This is a genomic window from Legionella cincinnatiensis (assembly GCF_900452415.1).
GTDB classification, from domain to species: domain Bacteria; phylum Pseudomonadota; class Gammaproteobacteria; order Legionellales; family Legionellaceae; genus Legionella; species Legionella cincinnatiensis.
Window position 1 is genome coordinate 2929315 of sequence record NZ_UGNX01000001.1, and the last position, 26229, is coordinate 2955543.

Here is a 26229-nt window from a genome sequence, read left to right on the forward strand (position 1 = left end):
TCATAGAATGAAGTATCACATATATAAGTTATGCTTTTATTTTTATCCAGACTACTTTTACTGAATTACTTTGAAGACAAAACCATAATTCCATCCATTTCAACCAATGCACCGCGTGGCAGTGCTGCAACACCGATGGCAGCTCTTGCTGGAAAAGGAGCGGCAAAATATCGACTCATCGCTTCATTAATTAAAGGAAAATGATGTAAATCGGTAAGATAAACATTCAATTTCACTATATGAGCTAAGCTACCGCCAGCAGCCTCACATACTGCAGATAAATTTTCTAAAACCTGTGTAATTTGAAGCTTAATGTCTTCACTACACATTTGCATGGTTGTTGGATCAAGCGGTATTTGTCCAGAAAGATAAACTGTATCACCACATTGAATCGCTTGTGAGTAAGTTCCAATAGCCTCCGGAGCCAATTTTGTATTTATTGGTCGCATTAATTCTCCCCTTGTTTTTTTCTATAAAGACGCATGACTACTTTATTTGCCCGCAACCTACGCATAACACGAGCTAAATGCGTCCTATCAATCACGCTAATTGAAAATGTAACCGCATTATGCCGTCCATCACGCGGATCTACATTAATATTTCCTATGTTTGAACCTGATTCAGAAATCGCTGTTGCTAAAGCAGCTAATACCCCTCTTTCATTAACAACTTCGACAGTGATATCAACCCAATATTCACCCTCAACTTTTTCATCCCAACGTAGGGCAACAAACTGTTCAGGATTGGTACAGGAATTTTTTAAGGTGACACAATCACTGCTATGTACAATGATTCCTCGCCCTTGCTGAAATTTTCCAACAATATTATCACCCGGAATTGGTTGGCAACATTCACCAAAATGAATAACCATTCCTTCGGTACCTTTAATAGCCAGAGGATGTGCTTTTGTTCCTTTATCTAACTCATTAGAATCTTGAGCCACAATTAATCTTTTAGCAATAACCATTGCCATTTGATTACCCACTCCAATAGCATATAACAAATCATCCATAATTTTATAATGTAAATCACTTAATAATGCTTGCAGCGACTCGGGAGGAATTTTCGCATAATCACTGGATAATTCATTTAAGGACTGCTCCAATAAGCGTTTTCCTAAACTAATTGATTCAGTATTTTGTTGGCTTTTCAAAAAATGACGGATATTAGAGCGAGCTTTTCCAGTAACAACAAAATTTAACCAGGATGGATTAGGATGTGCACCTGGTGCAGTAATAATCTCTACCGTTTGACCATTCGATAAAGGAATACTGAGTGGAACTAATTTTCGATTTACTTTAGCAGCGACACAACTGTTTCCTACTCCCGAATGAACTGAATATGCAAAATCAACAGGAGTAGCTCCTTTAGGTAATTCCATAATGTGTCCTTTTGGCGTAAAAACATATACTTCATCTGGGAATAAATCAATTTTCACATTTTCAATAAATTCTAACGAATTACCCGTACTGCGCTGCATTTCTAATAAGCTTTGTACCCATTCTCTTGCCCGCAACTGAGCTTCATTCACTTCAAGACCAGATGACTTATAAATCCAATGCGCTGCTACTCCATTATCAGCAACTTTATCCATATCACGAGTACGAATTTGCACCTCTAGCGGCACGCCAAAAGGACCAAACAAAGTCGTATGCAAAGATTGGTATCCATTTGCCTTGGGAATACCAATATAATCTTTAAACCGTTGTGGGACTGGTTTATAAGTACAATGTAAGGCACCTAAAATGCGGTAACAGGAGTCAATGTCTTCAGTAATCACACGAAACGCAAATACATCGGTAATCTCCGTAAATGAAGCCTTTTTTTGACGCATCTTTCGATAAATACTGTATAAGTGTTTCTGCCTACCAAATACTTGTTCGTAAGGAATGTTTAACTGGGCCAGTGCAAGTTGCAAATCTCTTTCTATAGTCTGGGTTAACTCACGACGGTTACCACGAGACTTTTCTACAGCTGATTTAATTGCTCTGTAACGCATAGGATAGAGTGCTTGAAATCCTAAATCTTCAAGTCCTACATAAATTGAATGCATGCCTAAACGGTTTGCAATAGGTGCATAAATTTCTAGAGTTTCTATAGCAATACGTCTGCGTTTCGCATAAGGCATTGCACCAAGGGTCCTCATATTGTGTAAGCGATCGGCTAACTTCACAATAATAACACGAATATCTTTAACCATAGCCAAAACCATCTTACGAAAATTTTCCGCTTGGGCTTCTGCTTTTGATTCAAATTTAATTTTAGTCAGCTTCGTTACGCCATCAACAAGAGAAGTAACTTCCTCACCAAATTGGCGCGTTAAATCCTCTTTACTCACCGCAGTATCTTCCACTACATCATGGAGCAAAGTGGCCATAATAGTTTGATAATCGAGACGCATTCGTGCAAGAATTAAAGCAGCAGCTACAGGGTGAGTAATATATGGCTCGCCTGAACGACGGGTTTGACCTTGATGCGCTTTTTCAGCGACTAAATAGGCCTGGTAGCATTTTTCTATTTGTGACTGCTCAAGATAGCATTTTAGCTCTTCATCGAGCTCTTTAAAGTAGCTCACGCAGTACTCCCTAGTATCTAACATGACCTCACCTCTCATTTACAGTATAGGGTATCCCCCCCTTTACTGCATTGCACAAAGAAATAGATTTCTTAATAATTCGCTACCTTAAGTCAAGGTGACTTGATTTTCGAACATCATAACACAACATATACGCAGTATATGAGTATTCAATGCAGAAAAACAAGGCACGCTGGCCAAGAAAATAAAATTGGAAACAGTCCTACTCTTTATCTAAAATTTCAGGGGTAATTAAACCTTCTGCTATTTCGCGCAAAGCCACTACAGTAGGTTTATCGTTTTCCCATTCAACCATTGGTTGATCACCTCGAACAGCAATTTGTCGCGCACGTTTGGTAGCCACCATAACCAATTCAAATCGATTTGCAACGTGCTCTAAGCAATCTTCAACTGTAACTCGTGCCATAATTCTCATTCTCCAGTAGCAAAACTTCTTATTTTACTGTGATGACATTAGGAAAGAAAGCAATTTTGATTGTTTATTTATCTGCCGCTTGATACGCAAGCGGTTTGCAAGCACAATTGCACCTAATTCCATCGCAGCTCTTTCAAAATTATCGTTAACGATTAAATAATCAAACTCAGGATAATGGCTGAGCTCATCCTGTGCTTTTTTCATCCGATCGCTAATTACTTCATCTTTATCTTGACGTCGATTCAGCAATCTTTGTTTCAACTCTTCTAGGGATGGCGGCACAATAAAAATACTCACCGCATCTGGAAAAGAATGTCTGATTTGCTGCGCTCCTTGCCAATCAATATCTAAAACCACATCGATTCCTTCCTGCAGGCGTTTGGTAATTTGCACCATCGAAGTTCCATATAGATGATTAAAAACTTGAGCGTACTCTAAAAATGCACAATCATTAATCATACAGGTAAATTCTTTTTCATCAACAAAAAAGTAATCTTTTCCTTGTTGTTCTCCTGGTCGCATTGATCGTGTCGTATGGGAAATAGAGATCTCGATACTATCAAGAGTTTCAACTAATTTTCTTACCAAACTTGTTTTGCCCCCTCCTGAAGGTGCAGCTACTATAAACAAATTACCTAAATAATCACCCACAATAATACTCACTCAATATTTTGAATTTGCTCACGCATTTGCTCAATCAAGACTTTCATCTCAACCGCAATCTGAGTTAAAGCTACAGAATCAGATTTTGAGCTGAGCGTATTCGCCTCCCTATTTAATTCCTGCATTAAAAAATCAAGTCGTCTTCCAACTATTTTATCGCAATTTAACGCCCGCTTCACTTCATTAAGGTGAGTTTGTAATCTGTCTAATTCCTCACTGACATCAATACGAGTTAAAATCAAAGCTATTTCTTGTTCCAGGCGCGAATCTTGTACTTCAATTTGCAGTGTTTGCAAACGTGTTAACAATTTATTTTTGGCCCGTTCCACTTGTTCAGATGCTATAGATTTCGCTCGCTCAACTTCTCTACCTAAATCATTGAGGCGTCCTTCCACATGCTCTTTTAATGCATTGCCTTCAGCAATTCGCATCTGCATTAATTGTTCAATAGTCTTTTTAAATAAAGCAATCGCCTGCTCGCCTAAAGACTCAGCATCAGGCGTGCTGGCTTGAACCACACCAGGCCAAGATAAAACCCGACTTACACTCAAATCATTGGTTAAACGATGTGATATGGATAGCTTCTCGCCCAAATCTACTAATGCATCAATCATGCCTCTATTTATAAGCATAGCCTGATTATTAAAACCGGTGTCTTGGTATTTAAGCTGACATTCTAATTTCCCACGATTTATTTTATCGCGCAATAGGTTGCGCAAATGGAGCTCTATAAATCGAAAAGACTCCGGCAGACGAAATGAAACATCCAAATACCGATGATTAACTGACTTAATTTCCCAACAAAAATGGCCTTCTTCGATCTGTTTTTGCACTCGAGCAAAAGCTGTCATACTTTGTAGCATATTGATACCAATAAATAAACCTTGCGCGAATATACCTCAATTCAGAAGAATTGGACAGAGATAGACTACTTGAAATTAACAATAAGTTTAAGATGCAACTCAAAGAGTAACACGTTATAATCTAGGATTTTAGCGAGGATTATTTCATGCGCCCCAGTAATCGTGAAGCAAACCAATTACGCCCTATTCAATTAACTCGAAACTATACAAAGCACGCTGAAGGCTCTGTCCTTGTTGAGTTTGGACAAACCAAAGTGTTATGTAATGCTTCCGTTACTGACGGAGTTCCACGTTTTATTAAAGGAAAAAATCAAGGTTGGGTTACTGCGGAATATGGGATGTTGCCACGAGCAACACATAGCCGTACCGAACGTGAAGCAAGCAAGGGAAAACAAGGCGGTAGGACCATGGAAATTCAACGTCTAATAGGTCGATCTTTAAGAGCTTGCGTTGATTTAAAATTTTTAGGCGAAAATACAATTACCCTAGATTGCGATGTAATTCAGGCTGATGGCGGAACAAGAACAGCAGCAATTACTGGCTCCTGTGTGGCTATGAGAGACGCAATTAGTTGGATGGTAGAGCGAGAAAAAATACGTAAAATGCCTACTTTTAACTATATAGCAGCCGTCTCTGTTGGACTCTATCGAGGTCAGGCTGTACTTGATTTAGATTACGCGGAAGATGTACTTGCTGAAACCGATATGAATGTAATCATGAATGAAGCAGGGCATTTTATCGAAATCCAAGGTACAGCAGAAGACCGACATTTTAATCGAGATGAGTTAAACAACATGCTTGCATTAGCTGAAATAGGTATTCCACAATTAATCGAAATTCAGAAAAAAGCCTAAAACTCTTAATGAAGCGACGTAGATTACTGAAACAGCGATGAAAATTCAGTTCTACTTCGCTTCGGTTCTGATAGCCCTCATAAGCAATGATATGGACTCATCCTATTTTTATAATCGGGAAAGCGGTATTTTTCCTAAACTTCTGTTCGCAAGGAGTCATTGTCAACAGACTAGGGTTTAAAATAAAGATTTATCAAGAGCAACATCATAAGCCGTATTACACGAAATAATATTTTTATTAACCAACTCTGTTAAATGTTGATCTAAAGTTTGCATTCCCCTAGCTTGCCCTGTTTGGATAAAAGAATACATTTGTGCAACCTTATCTTCTCGAATTAAGTTACGAATTGCTCCAGTACAGATCATTATTTCTAAAGCAGCTACTCGCCCACCGCCATTTTTTTTCAACAAAGTCTGAGCGATTACAGCTTGTAAAGATTCCGACAGCATCGAACGAACCATAGCTTTTTCCTCTCCTGGAAATACGTCAATAATTCGGTTAATCGTTTTTGTCGCAGAGTTAGTATGCAAAGTACCAAATACTAAATGTCCTGTCTCAGCAGCAGTCATTGCGAGACGAATCGTCTCCAAATCACGTAACTCTCCTACCAAAATAACATCAGGATCTTCACGTAATGCAGAACGCAAAGCTGCATTAAAGCTAAGCGTATCTCGATGAACTTCACGCTGATTCAATAAACATTTTTTACTTTGGTGAAGAAACTCTATAGGATCTTCAACAGTTAAAATATGATCATAACGAGTTGAGTTAATGTAATCGATCATGGCAGCTAAAGTTGTACTTTTTCCAGATCCTGTGGGTCCGGTCACCAGTACTAATCCTTTAGGATAGGTTGCCATTTCCTCGACAATAGAAGGCAGCCCTAACTCATTTATACCTAAAATCAGAGAAGGGATGGTACGAAAAACTGCCGCAGCACCTCGTGCTTGGTTAAATACATTTACTCTAAAACGAGAAAGATTTGCTATTTCAAAAGAAAAATCAGTTTCTAAAAACTCTTCAAACTCTTTTCTCTGTCGCTCGTTCATTACATCATAAATAATTTTTACCACCTCTTTGTGCTCCAGAGGAGGTACATTGATTTTGCGTAAATCTCCGTCCACACGAATCATTGGCGGTAATCCAGCAGATAAATGTAGATCGGAAGATTTATTCTTGACTGAAAATGCCAATAATTCTGCTATATCCATTGCTTAATCCATCCTGATTCTTCATGATTATCATTTTAGATTAACTTACTAACCAGTACTCGGCAAATGTCGTTTCTTTTGCTATTGTTAGAATTTTTTCATTTACTTTATTAATCATGAGCCTTCATCAAGATCTACATCGAATACAACAACTAATCACCCAAACTGCTTCGGCATGTGGTCGAAAACCAGAAAGTGTTTTATTACTCGCTGTCAGCAAACAACAAGATATTGATAAAATTCAAGAGGCTTTTCATCTGGGAGTCAAAGACTTTGGAGAAAGTTATTTCCAAGAAGCACAAAAAAAAATAACTGCATTAAAAAATTTACCTCTCAATTGGCATTTTATTGGACCAATTCAGAGCAATAAAACAAAGGGAATTGCTACTCTTTTTAGCTGGATTCATAGTATAAGTCGCTTTAAAATTGCCTCTCAACTTAATGAACATCGCACAAAAGATTTAAATCCACTCAATGTTTGCATTCAAATTAATTTAATTGATGAAAAATCTAAGTCAGGGATACCTCCAGAAAATGCCACTGAGCTAGCTTTAGCTATCAGTCAATTACCGAATCTGAAACTAAGAGGGTTAATGACTATTCCTCCACCACTCAAGGATCCACATCTTCAATATGAGGTATTTATTCGTCTTAATCAACTCATGCAGCAACTCAACCAAACCCTTAATTTAAATATGGATACTTTATCCATGGGAATGAGTGATGATTTAATTCCTGCAATCAAAGCAGGTGCTACAATAGTTCGTGTTGGCCGAGGTATTTTTGGTGAGCGACAAAAACCAAGCAACGCGGTATAATCCCAAAAATAAAGATCTGTTTACTATTCTGCGAGCAATCAAGCGCTGTATGCACAAAGCCTAGCGCTGCCCCCAAGAAAATAGAATTACAAACAGAACAAGTATAAAATTAGGATAGGGGAAAATATGTCAGGTTTTAGCGCTGTAGCACTGTTTCTTGTTTCTTTGGTTTTTTCGCTCCTTATTTTCAGTTTATGGCTCCGTATTGCTTTACGCTACCTACGGGTAAGCGTACTCCACCCAGTAAGCCAACTTATTTATAAAATTTCAGATCCAATAGTAAATCCAATTCAACAAATAACACAGCAGAAATACCAGCCAGGACAAAAATACGATGTCCCCACTTTAATTACTTTGGTTTTTGTCGAACTATTAAAAATGATTTGCATCAGTTTACTGGCGTTACATGGAATAATGCCTTTCTTATATTTACTCATTTATATTATTGCTGATTTAATCATTCAACCGTGTGATATCCTATTTTTTGCTATTCTCATACGAGTCATCATGAGCTTTGTCAATCCAGGATGGCAAGGACCAATTGCAGATTTTTTACGTTTATTGACAGAACCGTTATTAAAACTCGGCAGAAAGCTCATTTCTAACGTTGCAGGATTCGATTTTTCTCCTTTTATCATTATGATAGTACTAAAAATTATTACTTTATTTATAAGTGCTAGCCTACCCTGGAGATTGTTATAAAAGCAACTATACTTTATTTAAACGCTGAGGATTAGTGGAGAAAATTATGAAATTGACTCTTCACAGCTGCATTGGTTTAGGGTTATTTATTTTATCTTTTAACCTATTTGCTGACACACAGTCTTATTATTGTCCCCAAAATCATGGTTACGTTAACCTAGGAATGACACCTGATCAAGTTATTGCAGCATGTGGCCAACCCATAAGTCAACAGGACTCAAATCAACCTGTCTTACAGAAAATTCCTATGCAACAACTGATTTATAATAATGCGGGAGCAAGTACTGCTTATTCAGGAGTATGGCAAGTTCCGGGAACAACACCCGCGGGTTCAGGCTCTGCTTATTATAACGTCTGGAATATTCCTCAAGCAAATAGTGGTGCCCAACTGGAAGTAGATGTGGTAAATCAAAAAGTTAAATACATCAAATTAAATGGTTCTAATAGCAATGCAGTTTCTATTTGTAGTGGCGCTAATATTCAACCTGGTGATTCTGTCCAAAAAGTATATTATTCTTGTGGAAGCCCCTCGGTGACAAATAACACCTATATCAATGAAGTAGTACCAACAGCGGAAAAACCCCAGGTTTGGATCTATCAACCGGGGCAGTATCAATCTTCTGTTACAATGACTTTTGTAAATGGGAAACTCTATTCCATTCAACAGTAATGTAGAAAGTTTAAATTTAACCTAAAAAAACGCAATTGAATTATTGCAACTTGAATTGTATTTTTTAGGTTTAAAGCCCAATTCAAATTTAATCTTCTTAATCGTAGAGAAGAATCGCTTTGGTGTGCGAAAAAAATAAGATAAACTCTCAAAATTTTAGCGCAAACAACATTTATAAATAATGTTATTTGTTTTTTTAATTTAGAGAGGTAAAGCTCCAAATGACCGCAAGCATTGATGAAATCACTATAGCATTTAACGAAGATGGTACAGAAACTACCAAAGAACTTGATAAAAAAGTATTAAGTAAAGGAGCCTGGACTACAATTATGTTTAAGTACCAAGAATGGGATAATGCCCAAAATGATTATGGCCCAGTCAAATACTCAATCCGACGGTATCAAAAACGAAATAATCAATACTGGCTAAAATCCAAATTTAACATTTCCAGTGCTGAGCAAGCCCAAAAAATTATTGAAATTCTTAGTGATTGGTTAAAATAATTTTAATGCGACAAAAAAGTATAGAATGCTTTTTTATAACACTAATCGAGTTTATCTCATAAAGCTTATCCCTAGCGAAGATAAGGGTGTGTAACATTTATCCCTAAAGAAACGCTGTTCGATATAAAAATTCTTATTTTTATATCGAACAGAAACATTAAAATAGTTTTCCTTTTTCTTTAAAAACGTACTATAAATTAATAGGCAAATACACTAAAAAAACCACATAGAATGTCATCTATTTTTATAATAGATTTCTATGGTTAAACAGTGTACTCTTTTTTTAAAACATGGTAATTTAGATTTCACATTAACTTTTTTATAAACTTTTTAAGGAATAAATATGCTGCGTTTTATAGGATTTTTCGCTCAACCGACCAAAATAGCAATTCAATCAGGGACTGCTGCAATGGCTACCGCAGCTATTGCTTCAGGGGTATATCAAGTGGGTACTACAGTGCATAGTAAAGTAAAAGAAAAGTATGAACAGCTTCAATATGATAGTTCACAACTAAATGACTGCTATTCCCCCAAAATAAATTATACATCATCCTAAGGTTCTGCAAGCATAACTTAAAAGTAAAATCTAGAACGGTGTTTCATGCACAACACCGTCCAAATCATTTAAAGAAAATGAGATCTGTTACACCCATTCTAAAGCAGAATGTGAACGTTCAAAGTAAGCTTGGACTATATCTTCTGTTACCAAATCAAGACGAGCAGGACTCCATTTAGGATTCTTATCTTTATCAATTAACAAAGCCCTTACTCCTTCATAAAAATCATTCCCATGCATAAAATGACTCACGATGTCATAATCCATTTGCAAGCATTGCGCTAAAGTTAATCCCTTTGCTTTTTGCAATTGAGCTAAAGTGACTTTCAAACTTAAAGGAGACTTCTTTGCTAAAGTAGCATCAACATCTTTAGCCCATTCCCCTTCTGCATTTTGTAAAGACTCACGAATCATTTCAACGGTCGGATGTGCAAAACAAACATTAATTAAAGGCTGACTTACTTCTTCTGCAGAAGAAACCCTAGCAAAATCCTGCAAACATCGATCCACACGTTCAAATGCATCCTTTGATAAGTCTTCATTCATTAATGCATCAAACAAAACAGGCATTTGTTCTGAAGATACTATTTTTTTGACTAAACCGGCCTTCATCGCATCCAACGCACCTAGTCGATTACCCGTCAAACCTAAATAAATACCTAAAGATCCAGGGCATCGTGTCAATAAATAGCTTGCCCCAATATCAGGAAAAAAACCAATGCTTGTCTCAGGCATAGCAAATACCAAACGCTCACTGGCTATGGGATGACTACCGTGCATGGAAATTCCTACTCCTCCTCCCATGACAATACCATCAATTAAAGAAATATAAGGTTTACTAAGATGATGAATAAAATGATTTAACCGATACTCATGCCAAAAGAATTGCATTTGTTCTGCATCATTTACTTGCCCAGAAAAATAAAGTGAACGTATATCTCCACCAGCACAAAAAGCATTTCCAGGCCCCGCACGCACCACTACAGCATGAACAGTCTCATCTTCTTTCCAAAGACTTAATTGTCTTTGCATTTTAAGAATCATTGTTAACGTCAGGGCATTAAGGGCACCAGGTCTATTTAAAGTAATGACGCCCAATGAACCTTCTTGGGTAAAAAGTACTTCATCAGTCATGATCATTTTCCTTCAAACTTTGCTACTCGTTTCTCTAAAAATGCAGCAACTCCTTCTTGCTTATCCTGAGAAGCGCAGACTTTTGCAAAATGAATTGCTTCTAAATGTAATGCATCGGCCAAAGCCAAATCATAACCATGATCAATCACTTCCATAACACTTGCTATCGCGAGTGGCGCCATACTTAAAATTCCCTGTAATATGTTTTTTCCTTTTTCTAACAAGGCCTCAGGCTCAACAACCTCACTCACTAAGCCCCACTGTAACGCAGTTTCTGCCTGAATAAATCGACCAGTTAAACATAAATCCAAAGCACGCCCTTTGCCGATTAATCGTGCTAAACGTTGGGTGCCACCATAACCAGGAATAACCCCAAGCTTTACTTCAGGCTGGCCAAATTGTGCCTTAACTGAAGCAATTCTCATTGTTGCAGAAATAGCTAACTCGCATCCGCCACCAAATGCAAATCCATTTACTGCTGCTAAGGAAGGTTTTCCTAGAGTTTCCAAAAGTCTAAATACTTCCTGTCCTCGACATGCAAACTCATATCCAGTTTGGGCAGTACATTCCGCAAGTCGGCTAATATCAGCCCCTGCACAAAAAGCTTTTCCATTTCCTGTGATCATTAATGCTTTAACTTTTGAGTTTGTTCTCGCATAACTAAATGACTCCACTAAGGCATCTAATACTTCGCTACTTAAAGCATTCAATTTTTCGGGTCTATTTAAAGTTAACGTCAAAATTCCCTGATTATCTAATTCTTGTTCTATTAAATTCATAAACTCACTCCTTTTTTATTAGCACAAAAAGTGCTCCTCATCTAAAGTCGCTTTAGCTACAATTTCCCGCATAATTTCATTAGTACCTTCAAGAATTTGATGAACTCGTAAATCCCTAAAGATTCGCTCAATCTGATAATCACGTAAATAGCCATATCCGCCATGTATTTGCATTGCTTTATCACTAATACGAAATGCAACATCTGTGGCAAAACGCTTAGCCATAGCACAATACATTGGGACATTAGGATCATTTTTATCCATAGCATTTGCTGCTCGATAAACCATTAATCGTGCTGCCTCATAATCAGTGAGCATATCTGCAAAGTAAAAACGCAATGCCTGCATTTCCGAAAGAGGTTTTCCAAATTGTTTCCGCTCATGCATGTATGCTTGAGTCAATCGCAAACAAGCAAGAGCCCCTCCTAAGGAACAGGATGCGATATTAATTCGCCCACCATTTAATGCATTGAGTGCAATTTTAAATCCCATGCCTTCATCACCAACTCGGTTAGCAATGGGTACACGACAATTTTCAAAATAAACAATGCACGTAGGTTGAGAACACCAACCCATTTTTTTTTCTAATTTGCCGAAACTCAAACCCGGAGTATCTTTTTCAATGAGCAAACAACTTATTCCGTGATGCGATTCATCACCAGTACGAACCATACACAAATAAACATCACTCACTGAACCACCCGAAATAAACGCTTTTGAGCCATTAAGAACGTAATAATCTCCATCCTTTATCGCTTTAGTTTTTAAAGAAGCAGCATCCGAGCCTGATTCAGGCTCCGTTAAGCAATAACTCGCTAATACTTCCATTGCAGTTAATTTTGGGCCCCACTGAGTTCGTAAGTTCGAGTGAGCATATCGATCCACTAAAGAGGTGACCATGTTATGAATCGAAAGATAAGCACTCGTGCTTATACAGCCTGTTGCCAATTGCTCAAACAACAAAGCAGAATCCAAACGTGTTAATTGCGCTCCACCAATATCCTCTCGCGCCATCATCCCCGCCATTCCTAAAGCCGCTGCTTCACGCAAGACCGTAATGGGAAAATAATCATGCTCATCCCAATTATCTGCCATAGGCGCTAATTTCTCACGAGCAAAATCAGCCGCCATCTCTCTGAAAGCCAAATGCTCAGCCGTGAATTTAAAATCCATAAAACTATCCTTAGAAAAGTGGTTTCAAATGTACTATTATTGCGAATTTTTATCATCCATGAAAGAGATATGTTCCAAAAATTACCCAGAACGTTTTATGAGCGCGACACAATTATTGTGGCCAAAGCTCTTCTAGGCAAATACCTTATCCATCATAAAGATGGAATAGAATATATAGGAAAAATTGTCGAAGTCGAGGCTTATTTAGGACAACATGATCTCGCTTGTCATTCCTCTAAGGGTCTTACCTCAAGAACAAAAGTGATGTTTGGTCCCGCTGGCTTTGCCTATGTTTATTTAATCTATGGGATGTATTATTGCACTAATGTGGTTACAGAAACTGAAGGCACAGGCTCAGCAATCTTACTACGTGCCCTCGAACCCATTAAAAACATCCAGGGAAAAACGCAAGGCCCAGGGTTATTATCAAAAGCAATGCATATTGATAAGCAACTGAACCAACATGATCTAACGAGTGATACTCTTTACATTGCTGAATCAGGTTCCCCTCAAACTTTTACAATTGTTGAAAAATCACGAATTGGTGTTCATTATGCAAAAGATTGGGCAGAAAAATTACTTCGTTTTTACATAAAAGAGAGTACTTTTATTTCCAAACCATGATGATATACTGCGCACAGTATATCACTGTAATTCTTTGGCGCTTGTAAGAAAAAAATAAGAATAAGCACATGGAAACTATTGTAGCCCCTATAACTCGCAATACTTTATCAGTACTCAAAGAGTATTTTGGTTTTGATTCCTTTCGAACACCCCAAGAAGAAATCATCAATGATGTCCTTGTTGGCAATGATGTTCTCGTTTTAATGCCTACTGGTGGAGGAAAATCACTATGTTATCAAATACCTGCTCTAATAAGGCCAGGTGTTGGTATTGTTGTTTCTCCATTAATTGCACTCATGGAAGATCAAGTAACCGCTCTGCGCTTACAGGGAATCCGTGCTGCTTACTATAATTCTTCTTTAACCAGTAAAGAAGCAAAAAATGTATTAAGTCAGCTGCATCATGGTGAGTTGGACTTACTGTACATTGCCCCTGAGCGTCTTATCAATATATCGTTTTTAGAACGATTAAAGGAATGCAATATCGCTCTATTTGCAATAGATGAAGCGCATTGCATCTCTCAATGGGGACATGATTTTCGTCCTGAATATGCTGCTTTAGGTGTTTTAAAAACTCAATTTTCTGATGTTCCAATTGTTGCTTTAACTGCAACTGCAGATAGACAAACTCGTCAGGACATTGTAGCCAAACTCAACTATGTACCCAATAAATACATTGCTTCATTCAACCGCCCTAATATTCATTATAAAGTAGTGCCCAAAACTTATGCGCTAAAACAATTAAATCAGTTTTTACTCTCAGTGGAACAACAATCAGGAATTATTTATTGTGGAACACGTAATAGTGTAGAAAATCTAGTCGAAAAATTACAAACCATGGGTTTCAAAGCCCGTGCTTACCATGCCGGACTTTCTCACGATGAACGCAAAGAGGTGCAAACTTTATTTAGATACGATCGCATCGACATCGTAGTGGCCACAATCGCCTTTGGAATGGGGATCGATAAACCCAATGTCCGTTTTGTAGTGCATTATGATTTACCTAAAAATATAGAAGCTTATTATCAAGAAACCGGCCGTGCTGGAAGGGATGGATTACCTGCCCAGACGCTTTTGCTTTATGATGCAGCAGATAGTGCCCGACTTCGCTCTTGGATTGTGAATAACCCTATTGATGAGCAACGATATGTCGAAACCAATAAACTGAATCATATGCTTGCTTTTGCCGAAGCATCACATTGTCGTCGTCAAATTTTATTACGTTATTTTGATGAGTCCTCTGAGACAAAATGCGAATATTGTGATGTATGTGATAATCCACCTATAACCACTGATGCAACTGAAGATGCACAAAAATTTCTATCGTGTATTTATCGATTACGCCAAAATTATGGCTTAATGCACACCATAGATGTATTACGGGGCAGCACTTCCGATAAAATAAAGCAATACGGTCATGAGCAACTAAGCACCTTCAGCATTGGCAAAGACAAATCCATCCATTATTGGAAACAACTTGCTTGGCAACTTATTCATAAGGAATATTGTATACAAGACATGAATCATTTTAATGTGCTGAAATTAACACCTAAGGCTATTCCATTGCTTAAAGGTGAGGAAAAGATTTTTTTAACTCTGCCTAACAAGGAGCCTAAGAATGATAAAAAGAAAAACAAAGAGCGACGGTCTATTCAATCTACAAATAGTCCTTTATTTGAAATGCTACGTGTTTTAAGACGTAAACTTGCTGACGAAGAAAACAAACCGCCCTTTATGATTTTTAGCGATGCAACCCTACATGCAATGACTGAAATAAAACCTCAAAATATGGAACAATTACTGAGTGTACCTGGTGTTGGACAACACAAATTAACTCGTTATGGAAGTCAATTCCTCAATGCATTAAATGAATACACGGAATAAAAAAACTAAGAGGATGCCATCTCCTGCTTTTGCCAAAGACAGGGTTTATGGGCTTCATATCTTGCCTATCGAACCCGCAAAACGCTCGTACGCTATACTCAATTTACAATGGATTGAAATTAAGGATTTAAATTGCCTTTCTCTTATGAAGAAGAAATGATATTTCTTTTTGAAGGAGCACTTAGGGCTATACCTTTTAATGTAATTTTGGCTTTATTATTAACTTTAGATCTTCTCCACAATAAAGCACCTCTTCAATTAATTATCTGGATTTTATTTATTATCGTAAACAGCATCATCCGATGGATTTTTTGTCGTTATGTCATGATAAAACGTCTGTATATGATTCCTAAAATTCTAACGATTTTTGTTGTCTTGACTTTTCTTATGGGAGCTATATGGGGAGCTTGTTATTTGCTTGTGCTGGATCATATTTCTACACTTCAAGAATTTATCATTATTTTAGTATTAGGTGGAATGAGTGCTGGAGCAATTGCCCCGTTATCAGTTTATCTACCCGCTTATTATGCCTATATATTACCCATGTTTTTACCCATCATTACCTATAACTATTTAACATTTGAATTAGATAGAGCCATACTAGCTACTATGTTTTTACTTTTTGTAATTATGCTTTTCACCTCTGCAAAAATTAATAATTTATTGCTAAACAGGGTTTTTCGGTTATCAAGAGAAAAACAAGTATTAATTGATGACCTGCATCAATTATCCATAACAGACCCATTAACGGGGCTGTACAATAAGCGTTATTTTGAGTCAATTTTAAAAACAGAATGGAGTATAGCGCAGCGTAATCACTACTCACTTGTTTTGATATCAATCGACGTAGATAATTTTAAATTGATAAATGATAATTTAGGGCATCCTTATGGAGATCATTTTTTAATTTACATCTCAGAATTATTAAAAAGTTCTTTTCGTCGCTCGAATGACTTCATTTGTCGCATTGGAGGAGATGAGTTTTCAATCATTCTTGTCAATCAATCGATTAAAGAGTCTTTGGCTCTTTGCGATTCATTTAATAATAAATTCAATCAAAATAAACCCCAAGAAGAGACGATTATGAGGCAAATAACTTTGAGTATGGGCCTTGCATGGATAAAATCAAATTACAATCTTCAAGTTGAAAAACTCATTACTTGTGCTGATGAAGCTTTGTATCAAGCAAAGAAGAAAGGTAAAAATAAAATAGAAGTAATTGCTTTAGATTAATGTGAGTATCGTATAAGCGGTGAATTTACTTCGACCCGTTCGGACTGGAAGTGCATAGCTCTCTCTTGAGGCCTTCGCACGAATTTTCAAGTTCTGTGTCAAGGCTTCGAGACGGCATAAATGCCTCCTCAACCCGAACGGTTCAAAGCAAAGACTGGCTATAAAAAGCTCCTTTATCTTAAACTCACCTTAGATTAATGCCAACCCGATATAAAAAATTTATAAAGTCGCCAGGTATCCAAAATTATCTACTATTTATCTTGGTAATAACATAATTCCCGCAATACCGCTGTTGCATAAGAACCGGCAGGAAGAACAAAAGACAGCTCCACTAGATTGTTCTGAATGATACATTTAAGTTGTTCCACATGCAGAATATTTGCTCGCCAAGCCTCCTCTAATCCCAAAAGCACCAAACCATTCAACCATGATTGCCAATTGGTATAAATTTTATTGATTAATTCTAAAGCCTTATCTCTTGCTTTCTGTTTGCTTATTCCTGGCAAAGGACTTGCAGGAGAAATATCTTTATCTCTGATACGTTGCAACAGCTCCTCACTAACCTCATCAATAACAAAAATACTATTGGAACCACTAAGCTGTATCACATCACCAGGAAGGGGTGTATTCCAACAATTCTCTATAACACGTTGGGATAAAATTAAATTATAAAGCCATGAGCGTGCAGCAGAACTATAGATGCCCTTTAAAAATCGATCCTTAACTTTACGGCCATGCACCAACATTTCTTCGGCTTTAGATAAATTTCCTGCTTCACGACCAAATCGTTGCTCGCCAAAATAATTTGGAACACCAAATTCTTTAATTTGCGCGATACGTTGCTGCAAAGCCTCTAAATGAGAAACTTCTCGCAAACATATCACAAATTGATTGCCGGTTAAAAATCCTGGTCTTAATTTTTTATGATGACGAGTGCATTCTAAAACTCGCCAACCTGAAGCAGCATAATGTTCAATTTCTGGGATGATTTCTCCGGGGGCATGAATACTTAACCATTGTGTCGTCAGCGCCTGCCTGTCTTTTAATCCAGCATAACCAATGGATTTTATTGGCTTGTGCAGTAATTTTGCCAATGATTTAACAACTTCCTCTGTGGTTAAACCTCTTTTTTCAATTTTAAGGAGAATATGTTCTCCTTGACCAGTAAATGGACTATCAAAAAATTCATTCACTTGAAAATCTTCTGGAGTATTTTTAAAAACTGCGCGGGACTTCGGTAGACCATAAACTCGTGACCAATCTAATGAATACATCAAAAACAACCTTATCTGAAAAAACCATAACGCTAATTGTCTTGCAAAAAGTCTATAAATCAAATAATTTTCAGTGCATACTTAAACAATTGTTATTGAATGGATGAATTAACAATGAATTCAACATTTTCTTCCATAAGAAAAGCTGTATTTCCTGTAGCTGGTTTAGGGACACGATTTTTACCTGCAACAAAAGCAGCACCTAAAGAAATGTTAACTGTAGTGAATAAACCCTTAATTCAATATGCTGTTGAAGAAGCCTATGCTGCGGGCATACGCGAAATGATTTTTGTCACTTGTCATAACAAAACAGCCATCGAAGATCATTTTGATCTCGCCTATCAACTGGAAAATGAATTAAGAAACCATGATAAAAATGAACTCTTATCTATAGTCCAATCCGTTACACCTCCGGATATGGAGTGTTTTTATGTTCGCCAAGCAAAGCCTCTTGGTTTAGGACATGCCATTTTATGTGCCGAGAAAATCGTAGGTAATGATGCATTTGCAATAATTCTGGCTGATGATTTAATGACTGGGCAAATACCGGTTATCAAACAATTAATCCAATTATATGAGACATACGGTCATAGTATTATAGCAGTAGAAAATGTACCTAAAGAATTAACCGAATGTTATGGAATTATTCAAGGTGTTCCATGGCACGATAACATTTTGAATATACATCATTTGATAGAAAAACCGAAATCACACCAAGTTTCATCTAATACAGCTATAGTCGGACGTTATGTTCTTACGCCAGGTATTTTTGACCAAATCAGAGCCTTACCCCATAAAGAGCATAAAGAAATTCAACTTACTGATGCAATTAATGGTTTGCTCCAAAAAGAAACAGTTTTAGCTTGCACCTATGAGGGAAAACGTTATGATTGTGGTAGCGTACTTGGATTTCTAAAAGCGAACGTAGATTTAGGAAAAATACACCCAATCGAAGGTGAGAGCTTTTCCAAATGGCTTACAGCGCAATAATTAATGAAGTTTAAATAGGAATGTTATGGAACAACTTACACAAAAAAACGCTTGGAAAAAGCTCGAAAAACTTGCAAAAAGAGATAATGGAGCGAATGTTGAAATAAAAAATCATCCTAAATCTGCTGCTCATATTACTTTGGATTACAGTGGGCAACAGGTAAATTCTACAATTATGGATACTCTTTTTGACCTTGCCAATGAATGTCAGCTCTCTGAACATATAGATGCTTTAATGAGTGGAAAGCCTATAAACAATACAGAAAACAGACCTGCTTTACATACAGCACTTCGCGTCCCAGAAAGTGAAAGAATATGGGTTAATCAACAGAACATTGTTCCTGAAGTCATTAATGCTCGAAAACAAATGTATGAGATTTCAACTAAAATCAGAAACAAAGAATGGCTTGGTTATTCTGGAAAACCGATCACTGATGTCATTAACATTGGTATTGGTGGTTCCATGCTTGGTCCTTTCTTTTGTATTCATTCACTCAGTGATTTAGTAACGAATCAATTGCGATTCCATTTTATTTCTGACCTAGACCCTCAGGCTTTTCAACGTGTTACAGCAACACTGAATCCAGAAACCACGCTGTTTATCATTTCCTCAAAATCATTTACTACTCCAGAAACTTTAGCTCATTACCAACAAGCATTGAAATGGGTTAAGGTGCAGCAGCATCTTGAAAAACACTTTATTGCAGTGACTGCCAATGTAAAAAAAGCGCAGGAAATGGGTTTTAGTACAATTCTTCCCATATGGGATTGGGTGGGTGGGCGCTACTCTTTCTTCTCTGCAATTAATTTGATTTCCTGTATTGCAATTGGTTACGACCATTTTTCTGAAATCATCTTTGGCGCGCATGAAATGGATATTCATTTTCGTACTGTGAATTTTGCCGATAATCTGCCTGTATTATTGGCATTACTTGGCATATGGAATATTAATTTTTTAAATACGAATAATTTACTGTTGATGACTTATGCCCAAGATCTCCAACATTTTGTTTCTTATCTGCAACAGCTTGATATGGAAAGTAATGGAAAATCAATCAATAAACAAGGACGAAAAGTAGATTACGCAACTGGCCCTATTATTTGGGGCGGTTTAGGTAATCACGCCCAACATAGTTATTATCAACTTTTATGCCAAGGAACCCATAAAGTAGCAGCTGATTTAATTAGTGTTCAGACCTACGAAGATAATGTAATTAACAAAATATGTCGGGCCCATAAAGAAGTACTCACCAAAGGAGGAAACCCAACGGATAATCCTCATAGTGATATAGCTGGGCAAATGCCAGTAAATCTTCTTTCATTAAGAGATTGCTCACCAAAGACTCTAGGCTCTTTAATTTCTTTATATGAACATAAGATTTTCGTACAAGGCATTATCTGGAATATCAATTCATTTGATCAACCTGGGGTTGAAAGCTCTAAGGAAATAATTCGACAAAATAAGTGGATTAACTAATATTTTAACCAGATTGGGTTTATTGTTATGGCTAACGTAAACCCAAAGCAGTTTTTATTTAGATCAAATCATTTGAAAAAAATTTAAAATACACGAAAGAGCTGTTGTTTCCATTTTGTCCCCTATGGAATCTTGACATCAACATGTTCCTCTTGTATCTTTTCAAAAAGATAAAAATATAAGCCAATATGATTAAAAACAAAGCTACTTCTATTATAGGCACAGGCCACTTAGGTTGTGCATTTGCACGGGGTCTTATTAAAAGCGGATACCCAACAAATTTGCTCACCCTTAGCAATCGTAACTCCCATAAATCAGAGCAATTAGCTAAAGAATTAGGTGTCTTATCTACACCCACAAATACTCAGGCAGTTCAAGATGCGGAGATTATTATTCTTGCAGTAAAACCTCAATTTATACAAGATGTTTGTCAAGAAATTGCTCCAACAATTCAGAACAAAAATCCTATAATTATTTCTTTAGCAGGTGTCATAGACATAGATAGCATTTCTCGATGGCTTAACAATAAGGCACTAGGAGTTATTCGAGTCATGACGAACACCCCAAGCGAATTTTGCAAAGGAACATCAGCATTATTTGCCAGCCCATCAACCACATCCGAACAAAAATTATTGATTGAAACTCTTTTTAACAATGTGGGTTATACATTTTGGGTCGATCAAGAATCCATGATAGACACCCTTACAGCGCCTATTGGTTGCGCACCGGCTTATATTTTTCTATTTTTAGAAGCATTGCAAAATGCAGCAATGAGTAGAGGGATTTCCGCAGAGCTCGCAGAAAAAATTTCCTTGGAATCTCTATTTGGTGCCGCAGAATTAGCAAAAAAATCCGGTCGCTCTTTTGCGCACTTACGAGAAGGTGTGACTACACCACAAGGTGTTACGGCCTATTCTTTGGAAAAACTGTCTATGGACAATTTTTTTGATATCTTCAAGAAAATTTATGCAGATGCCGAAGAGCGTATTGAACAAATTTCACAAAAATTGCCATCCTAATAAATAGAGTATCGGCACAGAGAGACTCTATTCCCTCTTGAAATCATATCCTATCTTTTACCTAGGTGTTAGCGAGGATAAAGGTGTCTCATCATTTCGAGCTTGGAAGCTCTCGTTGCGAACAACCGATTAAGATTCTGGGCAAAATGTTCCACTGGTACTTCCGAAACTTGCAGCTTATCAAAAAATTCCATCATTAATCCGCCATGCTTAAATAAATGGGATGTTATAGTTGGCGTTAATTCAAAAGCTTTATCCACCAGATTAATGAGGATTAGATTGGTTGCAAAAAAAGAATCATATTTTTTGGACAGGTAGTTTTTAAAATCTTGCTGTTGTTCTGAACTAACATTAAGGCTTTGTATTATTCGTATCTTTTGCGCTCAATACCTCCCCATCAATGCTTTTATCCCAAGCTTCTTTAATGACATCACCATTGCTTGAATTAATTGCTTTTTTGAAATGTGCCACCAGAAACTCATTGATTTCTGCTTTAATGACTTCCCCTGTAACTAACTTCAGCAACGGGTGCCCGAGGACTGCTTGAAAAAGCCTACGCTTTATCCCAGAATAGCAGCTAGGGCGATCTCCTTCCAGATCATCGTATTGTTCAAGGTGATTGTTTTGGTTATATCTACTTTGATCCCAATTGTGCGCACGTCCTATGTGAGCCAGTTCATCGATAAAATGTTCCAGACGAGTTTCCAAAGTGTAGTCATCAATACATGGGGTGTCTTTATCGATAACAGCCAAATACAGAAGGCTAATGAGCGACTTGTATTCTTCAAATGTGGACCAACTCTCGGTATGACTATCGTTGGTGTAGACATAACTGGCATGCTTATGCATCCAGTAATTGGGCTTCGAGAGATAACGCCAAGCAGTATGCGCTTTGTTTTGATAGTAAGCTGTGAAGGCTTGCGCGGTTTGTATTGGGTCTAAATTAAGGGATGTAAAGTCATTCCATGCCATAGGTAGGATTAACTCATGACTATGGCCATTTTTTTGGAGGGTGATCGTGGCAGGATGAGCTTCATAGTAAGCTTGCAAAATAGTACGCAAATCGTTCATCATCAGTTACTAAAGTATCTTTTATAGACCAAGAGTTTTAATCAATTCTGAAACTTACTTGGCGATCTATCTTGAATAAAATACTCTCCAAATACTTATATGGTCCTCTATGTCACGCTTTTGAGAGTCATTTTGATCCAACCAGGACTCGAATCTGAATTTTTCCAAAATTTTTAAATTAGGATTAAAAGACAAACAAAAGAAGTTGATCCAAGACAAGTGTTCACGAGTATGTTTATTTTGTCGTTGCGAGCCTTGATGAAGCAAAGCAGAACAATGTCATATTGAGGATTTGAACTGGATTGCTTCACCTCGTTCGCAAGGGCACCTGTTTTCTATTCTGACGCTAAAAAATAACATACCTGTGAATGTTTACGATCCAAGTTGGGTTTAATTCAGGGATAAATTGTTTTATCCAAAACTAGATACTGGTCTAACCCAAGGATGCAATTTTGCTAAACTTGTTGGCAACTTGCTGACGCGGTGCTGTGCTTGAACTTTATTTTGATATTCTCCTAAAGTAAGTACATACCACACACCTTGTGAATTAGTAACACGTCTTAATTTAGCATTTTGGGCAAGCAATTTATTCGTCTTACGAAAATATTCAATGTGCTTTTTATCATGACTGGCAGTTAATTGGATTGTATAGAGATTAGTAGCTAATTTAGGAGTAGTTTTTTTGGCTGGGGATTTAGCCAATTTAATTTGTTTTTTTGATGAAACTTTCTTCCGTTTCGCTTCCCCAACATGTTTGGCGGGCATTTGATGTTTTTCGGCAAGCAGATTGTTTGCAGGTAATTTGGGGATAACAACAACCTTATCTACAATTGCCTTAGTGTCACTGAGCATTTCATCATCTGGATCCTCGAAAGCTTCCTTTTTGGGTAAGGAAGAGTAAACCAATTGACGAGTAGAAGAATCCTGCCAAGAAGCAATATAACTCTCTAATTTTTCAGGCAATTCGGGTAGCTTCATTACAATAGTTTGTATCTCTTCGCTATGAGCAGGAGGAGTAGCTATGCTGTCCTGAGAAGGTAAAAAATGAAACGCCTGAGATAAATAAAATCCCAAAAAACCAGCTACAACTATCGTACCTGCAGCAATTCCTGCTGTTTTTACCCTCTTGAACACGTCTTTTTTCTTAGGAGGAGTACATTGATTTACAAACGCTTCCAAATCATTATTGATTTTTGCTAAATTACCCTTAGTTAATTGATAAAATTGTTGAAATTGAGCATCACTCAGAGGCTTACTAATTAGATGCGATGCCATCGCACGCTGTAATACATAAGTTCTTGCCTCACTTTCATTTAATGTCCCTAATTCTATAGTATGAATAAAACTATCGCTCAAAGAGGCTCTTAAATGATTGAGCGATGCAACTATTGAATAATCTGAGAGAAAACATAAATGAAAAAAACTATAATTTTCTTGGCTTTTTATTGCAAACAATATCTCCTCGATTAAATCGTCAGGCAAATACTGCGCATCATCAATCAACAACAATACATGTGACTTTTGCTCGTTAATTTGTCTTACTATTGAAATTATATCCGTATTTTCATCGGGGTTAAGCTGTAATTGAGTTGCAATATCTTTTATCAGGTTTTCTTTATGATAAGGAGGTTTAATCACTATGGAAGCTGATTTAATTTGTTGATCCAGATTATTCTGTAATAAAGTACCAAAGGAGGTTTTACCCCCTTCTTTTTCAGATAATACAGTAACGAGCACATTGTTAAAAAGAATCAAATGATTAATGAAGTCAATTTTTGCCAGCCAAGATCCAGGTTTAAACAATACTCTTGGTTCGGTTTCAGCCTTTGCTTCAGACTGAATCATTCCCTCTGTCATTTTTATTCTCCTCCTACAGCCGTAGCAAGTGCATGATACAAACTATCTTCTGTGATTCTAGCCTCGAGATAACAACTACCAGGACTTTTAATTAAGATAAAGCGTAAGCGATTATTTTTAACTTTTTTATCCAATCGCATTAAATCTATAAGTTTTTTTAGATTTATAGTGCTTGGAATTTTATGAGGCAAACCAGCACATGCTAATATTTGCTCAATTTGCTCTACCAATTGCTCATTGATCAATTTCATTTTATAAGACAAAACCGCCGCGCAATAGATACCTATTGCAACTGCTTCGCCATGCAGCCATTGTTGATAATGGGTATACGCCTCTAAAGCATGAGCAAAAGTATGGCCAAGATTGAGTAATGCACGTTGACCTGATTCTTTTTCGTCGTTTTGAACAAATTCAGCTTTAATTTTGCAACATGTTGCGATTAATTGAGGTAATTGCGGGTTATCAGCAGTTAATCCCATTTGCAATGCGGCAAATAACTGCTTGTAAAACTCTCCTCCAGCAAGTAGTCCGTACTTGATCATCTCAGCAATTCCTGCACGAAATTCTCTTTCTGGAAGCGAGCTTAAGGTAGCTAAATCAATAACTACTGCTTGGGGTTGATAAAAACTACCAACCATGTTTTTACCTAAAGGATGATTAATTCCAGTTTTTCCACCAATTGACGCATCGATTTGCGCTAATAAAGTAGTCGGTATTTGTATAAACTTCACCCCTCGTTGGTAAGTTGAGGCTGCAAATCCTGTTATATCACCCACCACACCCCCGCCTAAAGCGATAAGCGTAGTATCCCTATGATGTTTGTTTTGTATTAACGCATCATAAATCGCAAATAAACTTTGCTGATTCTTATATTGCTCACCATCTTCTAAAATCACCACATCGCATTGAATTGCAGCAAAAGCAGCTTGTATTTTTTTTAAATAAAGTGAAGCAATGGTTTGATTCGTAACAATCAAAACCTGTGAAGAAATCACCAATGTTTGCAAAAAATTCAAATTTTGCAAGCCATTTCGACAAATAATAACAGGGTACTGATGTTCGGTTAAACAAACATCAACCTGCTTATAAACTTCAAAGTTCGCCATAAATATATTTTATTATATTATTTGCAACTGCTTTAACCGTTAACTTATCAGTTTCAAAACTGACATCAGCTAACTCATTGTAAAAAGGCTCTCGCTCATCTCTTAATGATTCTAATCTTCCTTCAAGATCATTTGTTTGCAGTAAAGGACGCTTAGTATCTCGCTTAGTTCTTTCAAACTGTTGCTGTAACGAAGTCTTAAGATAGATTACGGTTCCACGCCCTGCTAGGGCATTTCTGTTTTCAGGAGTGATTACCACACCACCGCCAGTTGCTAAAACAATGTTGGTTTTTTGAGTTAACTCATCAATAACTTTTTGTTCACGACGCCTGAAACCTTCCTCACCTTCAATATCAAAAATCCATGATATATCAGCACCAGCACGTTCCTCTATAACTTCATCCGAATCAAAAAATTCTAACTTGAGCTCCTTTGCCAAAGCACGACCTATTGTGCTTTTACCAGCACCCATAGGCCCGATGAGAAAAATATTTCGTACTTTAACTATGCTCATTTTTTATTACATACCTCTTTAAACTATAAAGTCATTAATTCACAGATTGGATTCTAAATAACCCTCTTTGGCATCAATACAGAGATATCATTATTGCCAAAAAACAGGAGGTTATTGACACTCAATCCTAATTGTACCTCTCGTAGTAAAAATTCTCGAACAGTATTCTACAACAAATGGACATATTTTATAACCATTTACTTTTAATCATTTACTATTATATCACCTTCTTAAAAAACATAA

At 37.0% G+C, this 26229-nt stretch carries 26 protein-coding genes; 12 read left to right on the plus strand and 14 right to left on the minus strand.

From position 1 onward, the window contains the following. Window positions 1-65 precede the first annotated feature (65 nt). From DYH34_RS13065 to DYH34_RS13085, 5 genes are all read right to left on the minus strand, one after another. Complete coding sequence (locus DYH34_RS13065) at window positions 66-449, minus strand: Rid family detoxifying hydrolase (protein ID WP_058464618.1); 384 nt, start codon at window positions 447-449, stop codon at window positions 66-68. Further along, window positions 449-2575, minus strand: coding sequence for a bifunctional GTP diphosphokinase/guanosine-3',5'-bis pyrophosphate 3'-pyrophosphohydrolase (spoT, locus tag DYH34_RS13070; protein ID WP_058464662.1), 2127 nt, complete (start codon window positions 2573-2575; stop codon window positions 449-451). Before spoT ends, DYH34_RS13065 begins: the two co-directional genes overlap by 1 nt. 223 nt (window positions 2576-2798) lie before the next feature. Next, the gene (gene rpoZ / locus DYH34_RS13075; protein WP_003632439.1) at window positions 2799-3002 is read right to left on the minus strand and encodes a DNA-directed RNA polymerase subunit omega; all 204 of its coding nucleotides are present in this window, start codon (window positions 3000-3002) and stop codon (window positions 2799-2801) included. A 33-nt stretch (window positions 3003-3035) separates the two neighbouring features. Next, window positions 3036-3665, minus strand: a complete 630-nt coding sequence (gmk, locus tag DYH34_RS13080) for a guanylate kinase (protein ID WP_172465443.1) — start codon at window positions 3663-3665, stop codon at window positions 3036-3038. 5 nt (window positions 3666-3670) lie between these two features. Further along, a complete protein-coding gene (locus DYH34_RS13085) occupies window positions 3671-4537 on the minus strand; it encodes a YicC/YloC family endoribonuclease (RefSeq protein WP_058464616.1) in 867 nt (288 codons plus the stop codon). 146 nt (window positions 4538-4683) lie between these two features. Between DYH34_RS13085 and rph the strand changes: the two genes are divergently transcribed. Beyond that, entirely contained in the window at window positions 4684-5391 is a 708-nt protein-coding gene (gene rph / locus DYH34_RS13090; RefSeq protein ID WP_058464615.1) for a ribonuclease PH, read from the plus strand. Between the two features lie 177 nt (window positions 5392-5568). Here rph and DYH34_RS13095 read toward each other — a convergent pair whose 3' ends face one another. After that, window positions 5569-6603 (minus strand): type IV pilus twitching motility protein PilT, encoded by a 1035-nt coding sequence (locus tag DYH34_RS13095; RefSeq protein WP_058464614.1) that lies wholly within the window; start codon window positions 6601-6603, stop codon window positions 5569-5571. Between the two features lie 116 nt (window positions 6604-6719). Here DYH34_RS13095 and DYH34_RS13100 point away from each other — a divergent pair, with 116 nt between their 5' ends. The 5 genes from DYH34_RS13100 (at window position 6720) to DYH34_RS13120 (ending at window position 9852) form a co-directional block, all read left to right on the plus strand. Then, a complete protein-coding gene (locus DYH34_RS13100) occupies window positions 6720-7421 on the plus strand; it encodes a YggS family pyridoxal phosphate-dependent enzyme (protein WP_058464613.1) in 702 nt (233 codons plus the stop codon). Window positions 7422-7547: 126 nt separating this feature from the next. Next, on the plus strand, window positions 7548-8123 hold the full coding sequence (locus tag DYH34_RS13105) for a YggT family protein (protein WP_058464612.1): 576 nt from the start codon (window positions 7548-7550) through the stop codon (window positions 8121-8123). A gap of 46 nt (window positions 8124-8169) precedes the next feature. Beyond that, on the plus strand, window positions 8170-8793 hold the full coding sequence (locus tag DYH34_RS13110) for a DUF2845 domain-containing protein (protein ID WP_058464611.1): 624 nt from the start codon (window positions 8170-8172) through the stop codon (window positions 8791-8793). 221 nt (window positions 8794-9014) lie between these two features. Further along, window positions 9015-9296 carry a hypothetical protein gene (locus DYH34_RS13115; protein WP_058464610.1) on the plus strand — a complete coding sequence of 94 codons (282 nt, stop codon included), beginning with the start codon at window positions 9015-9017 and terminating at the stop codon, window positions 9294-9296. Window positions 9297-9639: 343 nt separating this feature from the next. After that, window positions 9640-9852 carry a hypothetical protein gene (locus DYH34_RS13120; RefSeq protein ID WP_058464609.1) on the plus strand — a complete coding sequence of 71 codons (213 nt, stop codon included), beginning with the start codon at window positions 9640-9642 and terminating at the stop codon, window positions 9850-9852. Between the two features lie 87 nt (window positions 9853-9939). Here the strand turns inward: DYH34_RS13120 and DYH34_RS13125 are convergent, their stop codons facing one another. The 3 genes from DYH34_RS13125 to DYH34_RS13135 are packed head-to-tail and all read right to left on the minus strand — an operon-like array spanning window position 9940 to window position 12938. Continuing rightward, window positions 9940-10986, minus strand: a complete 1047-nt coding sequence (locus DYH34_RS13125; protein ID WP_058464608.1) for an enoyl-CoA hydratase/isomerase family protein — start codon at window positions 10984-10986, stop codon at window positions 9940-9942. Window positions 10987-10988: 2 nt separating this feature from the next. After that, complete coding sequence (locus DYH34_RS13130; RefSeq protein WP_058464607.1) at window positions 10989-11765, minus strand: enoyl-CoA hydratase/isomerase family protein; 777 nt, start codon at window positions 11763-11765, stop codon at window positions 10989-10991. 18 nt (window positions 11766-11783) lie between these two features. Further along, window positions 11784-12938 carry an acyl-CoA dehydrogenase family protein gene (locus DYH34_RS13135; protein WP_058464606.1) on the minus strand — a complete coding sequence of 385 codons (1155 nt, stop codon included), beginning with the start codon at window positions 12936-12938 and terminating at the stop codon, window positions 11784-11786. 69 nt (window positions 12939-13007) lie between these two features. Between DYH34_RS13135 and DYH34_RS13140 the strand changes: the two genes are divergently transcribed. The 3 genes from DYH34_RS13140 to DYH34_RS13150 all read left to right on the plus strand — a co-directional run bounded on the left by DYH34_RS13140 (window position 13008) and on the right by DYH34_RS13150 (window position 16678). Then, on the plus strand, window positions 13008-13562 hold the full coding sequence (locus DYH34_RS13140) for a DNA-3-methyladenine glycosylase (protein ID WP_058464605.1): 555 nt from the start codon (window positions 13008-13010) through the stop codon (window positions 13560-13562). A gap of 68 nt (window positions 13563-13630) precedes the next feature. Continuing rightward, window positions 13631-15445, plus strand: coding sequence for a DNA helicase RecQ (recQ, locus tag DYH34_RS13145; protein ID WP_058464604.1), 1815 nt, complete (start codon window positions 13631-13633; stop codon window positions 15443-15445). Between the two features lie 132 nt (window positions 15446-15577). After that, window positions 15578-16678, plus strand: coding sequence for a GGDEF domain-containing protein (locus DYH34_RS13150; RefSeq protein WP_058464603.1), 1101 nt, complete (start codon window positions 15578-15580; stop codon window positions 16676-16678). A gap of 251 nt (window positions 16679-16929) precedes the next feature. Here DYH34_RS13150 and truD read toward each other — a convergent pair whose 3' ends face one another. Further along, the gene (gene truD, locus DYH34_RS13155) at window positions 16930-17952 is read right to left on the minus strand and encodes a tRNA pseudouridine(13) synthase TruD (RefSeq protein ID WP_058464602.1); all 1023 of its coding nucleotides are present in this window, start codon (window positions 17950-17952) and stop codon (window positions 16930-16932) included. 114 nt (window positions 17953-18066) lie between these two features. Here truD and galU point away from each other — a divergent pair, with 114 nt between their 5' ends. The 3 genes from galU (at window position 18067) to proC (ending at window position 21438) form a co-directional block, all read left to right on the plus strand. After that, window positions 18067-18942, plus strand: a complete 876-nt coding sequence (gene galU, locus DYH34_RS13160; protein ID WP_058464601.1) for a UTP--glucose-1-phosphate uridylyltransferase GalU — start codon at window positions 18067-18069, stop codon at window positions 18940-18942. A gap of 25 nt (window positions 18943-18967) precedes the next feature. Further along, entirely contained in the window at window positions 18968-20419 is a 1452-nt protein-coding gene (gene pgi / locus DYH34_RS13165; RefSeq protein WP_058464600.1) for a glucose-6-phosphate isomerase, read from the plus strand. 188 nt (window positions 20420-20607) lie between these two features. Continuing rightward, window positions 20608-21438 (plus strand): pyrroline-5-carboxylate reductase, encoded by an 831-nt coding sequence (gene proC, locus DYH34_RS13170; protein ID WP_058464599.1) that lies wholly within the window; start codon window positions 20608-20610, stop codon window positions 21436-21438. A gap of 351 nt (window positions 21439-21789) precedes the next feature. On the opposite strand, the gene DYH34_RS18100 is transcribed toward proC, so the two are convergent. The 4 genes from DYH34_RS18100 to aroK all read right to left on the minus strand — a co-directional run bounded on the left by DYH34_RS18100 (window position 21790) and on the right by aroK (window position 25986). Beyond that, a complete protein-coding gene (locus tag DYH34_RS18100; RefSeq protein WP_058464598.1) occupies window positions 21790-22509 on the minus strand; it encodes a hypothetical protein in 720 nt (239 codons plus the stop codon). A gap of 411 nt (window positions 22510-22920) precedes the next feature. After that, the gene (locus DYH34_RS13185) at window positions 22921-24366 is read right to left on the minus strand and encodes an AAA family ATPase (RefSeq protein WP_058464597.1); all 1446 of its coding nucleotides are present in this window, start codon (window positions 24364-24366) and stop codon (window positions 22921-22923) included. A gap of 2 nt (window positions 24367-24368) precedes the next feature. Then, window positions 24369-25472, minus strand: a complete 1104-nt coding sequence (aroB, locus tag DYH34_RS13190; RefSeq protein ID WP_058464596.1) for a 3-dehydroquinate synthase — start codon at window positions 25470-25472, stop codon at window positions 24369-24371. Next, entirely contained in the window at window positions 25459-25986 is a 528-nt protein-coding gene (gene aroK, locus DYH34_RS13195) for a shikimate kinase AroK (protein WP_003632469.1), read from the minus strand. The genes aroB and aroK overlap by 14 nt, the downstream gene beginning before the upstream one ends. Window positions 25987-26229: the final 243 nt, after the last annotated feature.